Consider the following 11,379-nt stretch of genomic DNA (forward strand, 5'->3'; position numbering starts at 1 on the left):
GAGCGCCTGGTGCACGAGCGTGGGGCGCCAGGCCGGGTCTCCGGAGGACGGCGGCCGCACCGGTGGCCGCTCGGGCGGGTGGATCATCGCAGGCCGGCGGGCACGCGCGGCCGGTCAGGCCCGGCCGGTCCGGCCCGGCTGGTGGGCCGTGGCGGCCGCCGTGCAATGGGTGCTGTCGGCGCTGCAGGTGCTCACCGCGGCGTGGCTGCTGGCCCTGCTGACCGGTGCTTGGGGCGGCGAGTGGTGGATCCCCGCGCTGCTGCTGACGGGCGCCGTCGCGAGCGGGCCGGCCCTGGCCTGGTGCTGCCGGGCGATGGCGCGCGGCCCGGCCCGCCGCTACGGACTGGAGACGGAGCGGCGGCTGCGGAACGCCGCCGCGGGCTGCGGGCGGGAGCGGGTGCTGGAGCCCGTCGCCGCGGAACTGCTGCGGTATCAGGAAGTCCGCGCCCAGTACGTGATCGCGGCCGGGGAGGCCTGAGGGCGTCGCTCTTGAACTCGGTGTGCCGCCCGTGAAGGTGACGGAGTTGTCCACAATCGCTCCGTCGTCCACAGCCCCCGGCGAGATCTCCCGGACCCCGGCAGCATGGCTCCACGAAGCAGCTTCACCGCAGCACATGCAGCAGCTGCCGAACGCGACGAACGCGAAAGACGGACGCGAAAACGGGGGGATCCGCATGAACGAGACGCTGGTGACGGTCGTGGGAAACGTCGCGACGGAGCCGGAATTCAGGGAGGCCGCGAACGGCGCGGCGTCCTCGCGGTTCCGTTTGGCGGCGTCGGTGCGCCGCTGGGACCGGGCCAAGGAGGAGTGGGCGGACGCGTACACGAGCTTCTACACGGTGTGGGCGTGGCGCGCCCTCGCGGCCAACGTGGCGGCGTCGCTCGGCGTGGGGGAACCGGTCGTGGTGCAGGGCAAGTTGCGCATCCGGGAAGAGGAGCGCGAGGGAAAGCGGTGGCTGTCGGCGGACATTGACGCGGTGTCGGTCGGCCACGACCTGAGCCGCGGGACGTCGGTGTTCCGCCGGGTGTCGCCGGCGAGGCCGCTGCCGACGGAGCCGGTCCGAACGGCGGCGGACCCGGTCCGAATGCCGGCGGACCCGGTCCGACTGGCGACAGACCCGGTCCGACTGGCGGCGGGTCCGGCGGAAGGAGCCGCTCCGGCCATTCCGGATCGGGAGCCCGCGGCCGCCGGCGCCGAGGTGCCGCCCTTCTGAAACACCCGGTTTGTCCCGGCGATTTATCGATATTGCCGGGCCGGGCCGCGGTTCGCTGGTAACGATTCCGATTCGGATCGATTGAGCGGCCCCCCGCGTGGGGATGGCGCCGTGCCCGCTCCTTAAGATCACGTTCACAGCAACGTGCAACGGGGGGCCGCGGCGACGTGTCAACGGCTGCGAGCGACAGCGTGCAACGGGGGCTTCTGAGTCTTGAGTTCGGTGGCGAGGCGCGCCGACTTGATCTGCGTTCGCCCGGAAGGAAGTCGATGATTTCTGTCAGGAGGCGGGGAGCCGCCCGCCTTGCCGCAGCCTGCCTGGCAGCAGGACTCGCCGCGGTGGGCACGATAGCCGCGGCGGGCCCCGCCGCCGCGGACGACGCGCCGCAGAACCCGGGGGGCGTCACGGCCACGCTCGGCGGGATCACCGCCGGCTCGGGCGTCGTGGTGCACGACCGGCGCCGGACGGCCGAGATCCCGGCGGGCCTGTTCGAGATGAAGGTCGACGGTGGCGGCTCGCTGCAGACGTACTGCGTCGACATCCTCACCAACACCGTGGACGGCGCCCGCTACCGCGAGGTCGGCGCGGCCGAGTCCTCCCTGCACGCCAACAAGGACGCGGGGAAGATCCGCTGGATCCTGCAGCACTCCTACCCGCAGGTGAACGACCTCGCCGCGCTCGCCAAGGACGCCGGCTCGGGCCCGCTCGACGCGAACACCGCCGCCGCCGGCACCCAGGTCGCCATCTGGCGGTATTCGGACGCGGCCCAGGTCGACGCCAAGGACCCCGCGGCCGCCAAGCTCGCCGACTACCTCTACAAGACCGCGAAGGACGTCGAGGAGCCGGAGGCGTCGCTGACGCTGAGCCCGTCGGCGCTCTCGGGCAAGCCGGGCCGCAAGCTCGGCCCGGTCACGGTGCGGACCACGGCGAGCAGTGTCACCGTCACCCCTTCGGGTGATGCGGTGGCCCGGGGCGTGAAGATCGTCGACAAGGACGGCAAGCCGGTCGCCGCCACCGGCAACGGCGGTGAGTTCTACGTGGACGTCCCGGCGGGCGCCCCCGACGGCTCGATGTCGCTGAAGGCCTCGGGCGCCGCCAAGGTCCCGGTCGGCCGGGTCTTCGTCGGCGACCACACCACCACCCAGACGCAGATCCTGGCCGGCTCCAGCGAGAGCACCGTCTCCGCGGGCGCCACCGCGCACTGGACGGCCAAGGGCGCGGCCCCGGCCCTGTCCGCCCGCAAGAACTGCGCCAAGGGCGGCGTCGACGTCACCGCCGACAACCAGGGCGACGCCCCCTTCACCTACGAGCTGGCCGGCCGGACGCACACCGTCGCCCCCGGCCGCTCCGAGACCACGCTGGTGAAGGTCGGCGAGGACCGGGCCTACCGGTTCACGATCACGGGGCCGGGCGGGCTGTCCAGGACCTTCTCCGGAATCATGGACTGCGCGACCTTCGCCGCCACCGCGGCCGCGCCCCCGGCGGAGGGGGCCGCCGGATCCGGCCACGAGGACGGCGCGGGTTCCGGCGCCGCGGCCGCGGGCGAGGGCGGCACCAAGGCCACCCTGGCCTCCCGTATGAGCCCGGCGTCGACGGGCGGCGGCACCGGCAAGGCGGCCGTCAGGGCCGACGGCGACCTCGCCGCGACCGGCGGCAGCGACACCACCCCCACGATCGCCGGGATAGCGATCGCCCTGATCGTCGCCGGCAGCGGTGCGGTCTACCTGCTGCGCAGGGAGCGGGCGTCCGCGGGGGAGTGATGCACCCGGCCCGGGAATGATGCGCCGGGGAGTGACGCACCCGGCCCGAGCCGCGGAGTGATCCGCCGGGGAGTGACGCACCGGGCCCGGGAGTGATCCGCCCGCGAGTGATCCTCCGGGCCCCGGCGCGCGGGCCGCGGGGCGGGGTCCGGTGCCCCGCCCGGGGCGCCCGGAGGGCCGGAAAGCCCTCCGGCGCCCGCCCTCCGGCGGCCCGTGAGCGGGCCGCGCCCGAATCGGGTTTCCGCCCCGGGCGTCCGGTGCGGCAAGATGGGTGTATCTGCCCTCACGCGGCGGAGCCGCACATTGGCCCTTCTCGATTGCCGGACGGTTTCTCTTGGCTGAGTACATCTACACCATGCGCAAGACGCGCAAGGCGCACGGCGACAAGGTCATCCTCGATGACGTGACGCTGAGCTTCCTGCCCGGTGCGAAGATCGGTGTGGTCGGCCCCAACGGTGCCGGTAAGTCCACCGTCCTCAAGATCATGGCCGGTCTGGAGCAGCCGTCCAACGGTGACGCGTTCCTGTCGCCGGGCTACAGCGTCGGCATCCTCATGCAGGAGCCGAAGCTGGACGAGTCCAAGACCGTCCTGGAGAACGTCGAGGACGGCGTCGCGGAGATCAAGGGCAAGCTCAACCGCTTCAACGAGATCGCCGAGCTCATGGCGACCGACTACTCGGACGCCCTGCTCGACGAGATGGGCAAGCTCCAGGAGGAGCTCGACCACGCCAACGCCTGGGACCTCGACGCCCAGCTCGAGCAGGCCATGGACGCCCTGGGCTGCCCGCCCGCCGACTGGCCGGTCGTCAACCTCTCCGGTGGTGAGAAGCGCCGCGTCGCCCTCTGCAAGCTGCTGCTGGAGGCCCCCGACCTGCTGCTCCTCGACGAGCCCACCAACCACCTCGACGCCGAGTCGGTGAACTGGCTGGAGCAGCACCTGGCCAAGTACGCGGGCACCGTCGTGGCGATCACCCACGACCGGTACTTCCTGGACAACGTCGCCGAGTGGATCCTGGAGCTCGACCGCGGCCGCGCCCACCCCTACGAGGGCAACTACTCCACCTACCTGGAGAACAAGGCCGCCCGTCTGAAGGTCGAGGGCCAGAAGGACGCGAAGCGCCAGAAGCGCCTCAAGGAAGAGCTGGAGTGGGTCCGCTCCAACGCCAAGGGCCGCCAGGCCAAGTCCAAGGCGCGCCTCGCCCGTTACGAGGAGATGGCCGCCGAGGCCGACAAGATGCGGAAGCTGGACTTCGAGGAGATCCAGATCCCGCCGGGCCCGCGCCTGGGCAACATCGTCGTCGAGGTCAACAACCTCTCCAAGGCCTTCGGCGAGAAGGTCCTCATCGACGACCTGTCCTTCACCCTGCCGCGCAACGGCATCGTGGGCGTCATCGGCCCGAACGGCGCCGGCAAGACCACGCTGTTCAAGATGATCCAGGGTCTGGAGACCCCGGACTCCGGCGAGATCAAGGTCGGCGAGACCGTCAAGATCTCGTACGTCGACCAGAGCCGCGCCAACATCGACCCCAAGAAGACGCTGTGGGCCGTCGTCTCCGACGAGCTGGACTACATCAACGTCGGCCACGTCGAGATGCCCTCCCGCGCCTACGTCTCCGCGTTCGGCTTCAAGGGCCCGGACCAGCAGAAGCCGGCCGGCGTGCTCTCCGGTGGTGAGCGCAACCGCCTCAACCTGGCGCTGACCCTCAAGCAGGGCGGCAACCTGCTCCTCCTCGACGAGCCCACCAACGACCTCGACGTCGAGACCCTCTCCTCGCTGGAGAACGCCCTGCTCGACTTCCCGGGCGCCGCTGTGGTCGTCTCCCACGACCGCTGGTTCCTGGACCGGGTGGCCACGCACATCCTGGCCTACGAGGGCGACTCGAAGTGGTTCTGGTTCGAGGGCAACTTCGAGTCCTACGAGAAGAACAAGATCGAGCGCCTCGGCCCGGACGCGGCCCGTCCGCACCGCGCCACCTACAAGAAGCTCACCCGGGGCTGAGCGTGGCGCGTCACCTCTACTCCTGTCCCCTGCGCTGGTCCGACATGGACGCCTTCGGCCATGTCAACAACGCGGTCTTCATCCGCTACCTCGAAGAGGCACGGATCGACTTCATGTTCCGGCTGGCGCCGGGGGAGGGGAGCGAGTCGTTCCAGGGCGGGTCCGTCGTGGCCCGGCACGAGATCGACTACCTGCGCCCCCTGGTCCACCGGCACGCGCCGGTGACCGTGGAGACCTGGGTGACCAAGGTGGGTGCCGCGTCCCTGACCGTCGCCTACGAGGTCAAGGACGAGGACCAGGTCTACGTGCGGGCCAGCACCGTCGTCGTCCCCTTCGACTTCGAGGCGGGCCGGCCGCGCCGGATCACCGACGAGGAGCGCATGTTCCTGGAGGAGTTCCGGGACGACGCCGCGGAGGAGGCCGTCGCCGCATGACGGGGCTCCAGCCTCCGCCCGGGCACCGGCTGCGGTTCGCCGACGCCGGGGAGGCGGCCGACCTGGTCGCCTTCCTGGCCCGGCTGATCCACTACGACCGTGCCGCCGTCGTCCGGCTGCAGGCCGCCGACGGCGTCCTCGGCGTCTTCGGCCGCCCGCCGTCCTTCGAGGTCCTCGCGGTGCGCACGGCCCGGCTGGCCCGCGGCGGGGCGTTCGACGTCACCGTCTCGGCCGGGCAGCTCGCCGACGCCCTGGACGCGGCGCCCGCCGAGCCCTCCGGCGAGCTGGAGATCACCGTCCCCGACGCCGTCACCGGCCCGCCCTGGGCCGGTGTGCTGCCGCCCCGCGGCGGCTGGCGGCGCGTGCCCGGGCTCCCCGGCCAGGAGGCCCTGCGGGGTGCGGTCGGGGCGGCGGTGGCGGAGTTCCGCGCCCGCGACGAGGAGCTGCCCGAGCACCGGCGCACCCGGGTCGAGCGCGACCGCATCGGCCGCGAGATCTGGTCCCGCACGCTCGGTGACACGGACCTGCCGCTGCGCGCGGTGCACGCCGCGCAGTCCCTGGGCTTCCTGCGGCCCGTGCGGGCGGTGGCGACCGCCCCGGCGCGGGGCGGCGCGGGCACGGCGCTCGCGCCGGAAGAGCCCGTGGCGCTGTTCGCGGCGTCCGGCTGGCTGCGGCTGAGCACGCCGTACGGCTCGGTCGCCGTACGGACAGGTGGGCTCCCGGGGCTGACGGTCACCCCTGCCTGAGCGGGGGCGTCAGCCCGCGGTGTTCACCATCGACGCCGCCGCGTACGTCAGGTAGTTCCACAGCTGCTGCTCCAGCTCCGGAGCGAGCTGCAGCTCGTCCACCGCGTCCCGCATGTGCCGCAGCCACGCGTCGTGGGCGGCCCGGTCCACGGTGAAGGGGGCGTGGCGCATCCGCAGCCGCGGGTGGCCCCGGTTCTCGCTGTAGGTCCGCGGCCCGCCCCAGTACTGCATGAGGAAGAGCACCAGGCGCTCCTCGGCCGGGCCGAGGTCCTCCTCCGGGTACATCGGCCGCAGCAGCGGATCGGCGGCCACGCCCTCGTAGAAGCGGCGGACCAGGCGCCGGAAGGTCTCCTCGCCGCCGACCTGCTCGTAGAAGGTCTGCTCCTGAAGGGTGCCGCGCGGAATCTCCATCACCCCTCCATGGTCTCAGACGGACCGGCCGAGGACGGGGGACGTAGGTCCTTCGGTCCACCCGGCGAGAGTCCTCTCCGCGCCACGGCGCGAGCGCCGCCACCGTGGCGCACAGTGGACGCATGGGCGGTACGCACCTGAAGCGGGACGCCGAGCTCTCCTCCGCGCTGCGGGGCGAGCTCGTCGAGGGGCTGCGGGCCGCCGGCGAGCTCACCGACCCCCGGTGGCGGCGCGCCTTCGCCGACGTGCCCCGGGAGCTGTTCGTCCCCGCCTACTACGTCGGTGTCGTCGGCGGCTACCAGCGCTTCTCCGGCGACGACCCCGATCCCCTGCGGCACGAGAGCTGGCTGGTCGGCGTCTACGCGGACGAGCCGCTCGGCACCCACGTCCGGGACGGGGAGCTGGTCTCCTCCAGCAGCCAGCCCTCCCTGATGGCGAAGATGCTCGCCGCCCTGAACGTCCAGGACGGTCACACCGTGCTGGAGATCGGCACGGGCACCGGCTACAACGCGGCCCTGCTCGCCCACCGCCTCGGCGACGACAAGGTCACCACCGTCGACCTCGACCCGGAGATCACCGGGCCCGCCCGCGCCCACCTCGCCGAGGCCGGCTTCCACCCGGAGGTCGTCACGGGCGACGGCGCGTACGGCTGCCCGTGGCGCGCCCCCTTCGACCGGATCCTGGCCACCTGCGCGATCGCCCGGGTGCCGCCGGCCTGGCTCGCCCAGACCCGGCCCGATGGCCTGGTCCTCGCCCCGCTCGCCACCGGCCTGATCGCCCTGCGGGTCAGGGACGCCACCCACGCCGAGGGCCGCTTCCTGCGCACCCCCGCCTACTTCGTCCCGCTGCGGGGCGCCGCCCCCGCGCCCGTGCCGCGCGTACGGGGCCTGCCCTTCCGGCTGCTGCAGAGCGACCGCTTCCGCTTCCTGCTGGCGCTGACCGCGGGCGCGCTGGACCCGGGCGACGCCCACCAGCTGTGGCGCGGCCTGGGGCGCCCGGGCCGCGAGCGCTACGGCGTCTCCGTCGCGGGCGACGCCCAGTGGGCCTGGGTCGACCACCCGGACGGGCCGTACCGGTGGCCGCTGGGCGCCGCGGGCCCGCGCGGGGCGGGCGTCAGCCCCGGCGCAGCGTGATCGTCGTCCACGCCCCCACGTGCACCCGGTCGCCGTCCTGCAGCGGCACCGGCACGTAGGGCTGGATCGGCGTCTCCGAGCCGTTGATCGTCGTGCCGTTGGTGGAGTCCTGGTCGACGACCGCCCAGGTGCCGTCCGGCTGCTGCACGAACATCGCGTGCTGGTGCGAGACGCCCGGGTCCTCCGGCGGGCGCGACAGGTCGATGTCCGGGGACTCGCCGGTGCTGTGCCGCTTCCGGCCGACCGTGACCTGCGGCCCGCTCAGCTGCAGCTGCAGCTCGGGGGAGTACGCGGGGAGGTTGAGCCCGGCGGCCTCGGGTCCGCTGCGGTTCATCATCGCCGTGAAGTACTCGCGGTCGGGCGCCACGACGGCCGTCCACGCGGCCGGCGCCTGCTGCTGCGCGCCCTGCTGGCCCGGCACGCCGCCCGTCGCCCCGTGCTCGTAGCCGTACGGCGGCGCGGGCTGCGCCGGGGGCGTGCTCGGCGGAGGCAGCATCCAGTCGCCGTCGGGGCCGTCGGCGTAGGCCGGCGATTCGCTGTACGGGGAGTCCGCGTAGGGGGACTCGCCGTAGGCCGGGTCCGCGTAGGGCGAGGCCGGGTGCGTCTCCGGAGTGAGCGGCTCGGCGGGGCGGTTGATGCGCGACGGGCGCGAGCCGTAGTACTCGTACGACTGCGGCGGCTGGGTGTGCTGAGGCGGCGGAGGCGGCGCCGACTGCAGCCCCTGCGGGGCCGGCGGCGGGGGCGGCCCGAAGGAGGCGCCCGTCCGCGTCAGGAAGTTGTAGCGGCACTCCTCGCAGAAGGGCGCCTGCGCCTCGCGGGGCGTGCGGCAGTGCGGGCACAGCTCGGCCTGCACGGTCGTGTCCCCCGTGTGCTCGGGGTGCGCGCCACCGGTGTGCGGTCCGTAGCCGTAGCCGGGGGCGCCCTGCGGGCCGCTCGGGGGCGGCAGCGGCGCGCCCGCGGGCGGGGCGGCGGGCGGCGGCGGGACGGCCCCGCCGGCTCCCGGAGCACCGGAGGGGACGGGCCGGTCGGGCGCCCCCGACATGCGGTGGCCGCACACCTCGCACCAGTCCTCGGCCGTCGACTGGTGGCCGTTCGGGCAGGTCGGCATGTCGGTTGATCCCCCTCGTGTGCCGTTCGTTGCGGTCGTCGCCGGTGCGCGTCGCGCGGGCCCGGCGCTACTTCTTCACCCGTACGGTTTTCGTCGAGCGCGTTTCGAGGGTCATCTGCGCCTCCGCGGTGACCTTCGCCTTCAGCCGCACAGTACCCGTCGCGGCGTCCACCACGTCCACCACCTTGGCGAGGAGTTTGGCCGTGTCCTCGTTGCCGGAGCGGTTCGCCAGCTGGACGGCGCGGCCGAGCTTGGCCGTCGCCCCGTCCAGGTCCCCGGAGCGGCGCAGGTCCAGGCCCTCCTGGATGTAGCGGGCGAGCTCGGCCTGGCCGGTGTAGTGGGCGACCTGCGCGTTGATGGAGGTCGACGCGGCCAGGTCGTCCGTCCAGATCGCCCGGACCAGCCCCTGGGCCAGCACCTGCGGTGAGGACCCGTCAGGCGTGGGCAGCACCAGCGAGACCCGGGCGGCGAGCATCTCCTCGCCCACCGCGGCGGCGGGCACCCGGACGCACAGGTGGTAGTCGCGCGACTCGTCGCCCCAGGAACCGGTGGGGTAGTCGCCGATGCGCGGGCCCGCCTCGACGCGCCGCTCGGTGAGCGCCTCCAGCGCGGGCGCGACCTGCTTGAGGAACTTCACCTCGGCGCCCTGCGGCGTCCACAGGCGCAGGGCGACGTCCGCGACCTCCTTGCCCATCGCGGTCTCCATCATCCGCGTGAAGTCGGCGGCGAGCCCGGCCGGGTCGGCGACGATGTCGGCGGTGCCCAGCAGCGCCGAGGCGATCGCGGTGACCTCCTTGACCTCCCAGTCGGTGCCCACGCCGCGCGCGTCACAGGTGAAGCGGCCCGCGCAGTGCTCCAGAGAGGCGCGCAGCGCGTCGGGCTCCTCGTGTTCGTTGCGGCCGTCGGTGAGCAGGATGCCGTGCCGTATCGGCGCCTCGGACGTCTCCAGCAACTGCCCGGCCAGGCGCAGCCAGGTGCCGATCGCCGTGCCGCCGCCCGGAGTCAGCCTGCGCAGGGCCTCCTTGGCCTGCTGCCGGGTGGTGGCGTCGGCCAGGGCGAGCCGCCCGCCGCCGGGGTAGGCCTCCTTCGCCTGGTGGGTGCCGGCCACCACGGCGAAGGCCACGCCGTCGCGCAGGGTGTCGATGGCGGCGGCCGTGGCGGCACGGGCGTTGCGCATCTTGGTCGGCGGGTAGTCCATCGAGCCCGAGCAGTCGACCATGACGACCACGGCCGCGTCCGGCCCCGCGGGCCGCAGGCCGTGCGAGGACGGGGACTGGTGGGGCACGGCCGACAGGGGCACCGTCGCCGTGGTCCCGCCGCCCGTGGCGGTGACGGTGACGATCGCGTCGACCTCGCGCCCGCCCTCGGGCAGGTGGGCGTTCTGGTACACGTCGACCGTGAACCGGTGCCCGCCGCTCTTGGAGAAATTGGCCATCTGATCCGCTCCTCGGTACTCCGTCCGTGCCGGGGCACGAGGGGGCGGGCCGGCGCGCGGTGCCGCGCGGGCACCGGCGTTGCATCCCCCCTGCGACCGCCCCGGCCTCAGGCCGATCCTGCCCCCTCGGGCGCCAGGGGGAACGGCAGTACGGCCACTGTTACGTTGTCGTGGCCCCCTCCGTCCAGGGCGTGGGCCAGCAGTTGCCGGGCGCACTCCAGCGGCCGGGTCCGGGCGTCGGGCGGGGTGACCTCGGCCATCAGCTCGGCGGACTCGGCGTAGTTCCACAGCCCGTCCGTGCAGACGATGACCACGCCCTTGCGGTCGGGGTGGAAGGACGCGGTGTGCGGCTCGACCTCGTAGGCGTCCGCCCCCAGCCAGCCGGTGATGGCGTGGGCCCGCTCGTCCGCGTACGCCTCGGCCTCCGACAGCAGGCCCGCCGCGACCATCTGGGCGGCCCAGGAGTCGTCCTCGGTGAGCCGGGCGGGCTGGGTGGAACGGTCCTCCGGCACCCAGTAGGCGCGGCTGTCGCCGACCCAGCCGACGGTGAGCAGGTCGCCCGTGACGACGGCCGTCACGATCGTGCAGGCGGGGGCGTTCTCGTGGCGGTGCGGGTCGTGCTGCAGCGGCCCGCGCGCGGGCGCCGCCAGCGAGTTGACGGCCTCGGCCGCCCGCATGATGGCGTCGTGGGTGGCCTCCCGTGGGTCCTCGCCCTGCGGCAGGGCCGTGACCAGCAGCTCCCGCGCGGCCGCGCAGGCCGCCGCCGACGCCTCGTCGGGGCGGGTCGCGGACGACACGCCGTCACTGACGACGGCGACGGTGGCCGGGGCCCCGTCGGCGAGGGCGATGGCGGACACGGCGTACGCGTCCTCGTTCCGGTGGTGGCGCAGTCCGCGGTCGCTGACCGCCGCGACGCCTGGCAACTCGTGCTCCATGTGATCCCGTTCGCGCGGCTGTGCATGCCCGCAGTGTTCGCAGTACCCGTCCTTGTCGATCATGCCGGATCGGCACGACCCGCAGCTCCGCCCGGTCCCGCCCGCGCCCGGGCGGACCGCGCCCGGCCCGGGAGGCGCCCCGGGGGCCGCGTGGCCGGCCTGCGGAGGGACCCCCAGCACAGCGCCGGTGCGCGGGTCGGGCGC

General features: G+C 73.9%; 9 protein-coding genes and 2 pseudogenes. 7 read left to right on the forward strand and 4 right to left on the reverse strand.

Going from position 1 to position 11,379, the window contains the following annotated elements; translation table 11 throughout:
* The 6 genes and pseudogenes from B7P34_RS32965 to B7P34_RS32990 form a co-directional block, all read left to right on the forward strand.
* Positions 1–478 (forward strand): annotated as a pseudogene (locus B7P34_RS32965) (hypothetical protein); the annotation flags it as partial.
* 136 nt (positions 479–614) lie between these two features.
* Positions 615–1,214: a single-stranded DNA-binding protein gene (locus B7P34_RS32970; RefSeq protein ID WP_223268476.1), complete on the forward strand. Its 600-nt coding sequence runs from the start codon at positions 615–617 to the stop codon at positions 1,212–1,214.
* Between the two features lie 338 nt (positions 1,215–1,552).
* Complete coding sequence (locus tag B7P34_RS32975) at positions 1,553–2,974, forward strand: Cys-Gln thioester bond-forming surface protein (protein WP_223268477.1); 1,422 nt, start codon at positions 1,553–1,555, stop codon at positions 2,972–2,974.
* A 334-nt stretch (positions 2,975–3,308) separates the two neighbouring features.
* Positions 3,309–4,973 (forward strand): energy-dependent translational throttle protein EttA, encoded by a 1,665-nt coding sequence (gene ettA, locus B7P34_RS32980; protein WP_106681846.1) that lies wholly within the window; start codon positions 3,309–3,311, stop codon positions 4,971–4,973.
* A 2-nt stretch (positions 4,974–4,975) separates the two neighbouring features.
* A complete protein-coding gene (locus tag B7P34_RS32985; RefSeq protein ID WP_106681847.1) occupies positions 4,976–5,407 on the forward strand; it encodes an acyl-CoA thioesterase in 432 nt (143 codons plus the stop codon).
* A complete protein-coding gene (locus B7P34_RS32990) occupies positions 5,404–6,153 on the forward strand; it encodes a hypothetical protein (protein WP_106681848.1) in 750 nt (249 codons plus the stop codon). The genes B7P34_RS32985 and B7P34_RS32990 overlap by 4 nt, the downstream gene beginning before the upstream one ends.
* 21 nt (positions 6,154–6,174) lie before the next feature.
* On the opposite strand, the pseudogene B7P34_RS32995 reads toward B7P34_RS32990, so the two are convergent.
* Positions 6,175–6,564: pseudogene (locus tag B7P34_RS32995) on the reverse strand (globin); the annotation flags it as partial.
* Between the two features lie 122 nt (positions 6,565–6,686).
* Between B7P34_RS32995 and B7P34_RS33000 the strand changes: the two are divergent.
* Positions 6,687–7,697: a methyltransferase domain-containing protein gene (locus B7P34_RS33000; protein WP_106681850.1), complete on the forward strand. Its 1,011-nt coding sequence runs from the start codon at positions 6,687–6,689 to the stop codon at positions 7,695–7,697.
* Here the strand turns inward: B7P34_RS33000 and B7P34_RS33005 are convergent.
* The 3 genes from B7P34_RS33005 to B7P34_RS33015 form a co-directional block, all read right to left on the reverse strand.
* Positions 7,678–8,805, reverse strand: a complete 1,128-nt coding sequence (locus B7P34_RS33005) for an FHA domain-containing protein (RefSeq protein WP_106681851.1) — start codon at positions 8,803–8,805, stop codon at positions 7,678–7,680. The genes B7P34_RS33000 and B7P34_RS33005 overlap by 20 nt on opposite strands.
* A gap of 67 nt (positions 8,806–8,872) precedes the next feature.
* The gene (locus B7P34_RS33010; protein WP_106681852.1) at positions 8,873–10,240 is read right to left on the reverse strand and encodes a vWA domain-containing protein; all 1,368 of its coding nucleotides are present in this window, start codon (positions 10,238–10,240) and stop codon (positions 8,873–8,875) included.
* Positions 10,241–10,347: 107 nt separating this feature from the next.
* Positions 10,348–11,238: a PP2C family protein-serine/threonine phosphatase gene (locus B7P34_RS33015; protein ID WP_223268478.1), complete on the reverse strand. Its 891-nt coding sequence runs from the start codon at positions 11,236–11,238 to the stop codon at positions 10,348–10,350.
* Positions 11,239–11,379: the final 141 nt, after the last annotated feature.

Source organism: Streptosporangium nondiastaticum (assembly GCF_003011965.1).
Lineage (GTDB): Bacteria > Actinomycetota > Actinomycetes > Streptomycetales > Streptomycetaceae > Streptomyces > Streptomyces nondiastaticus.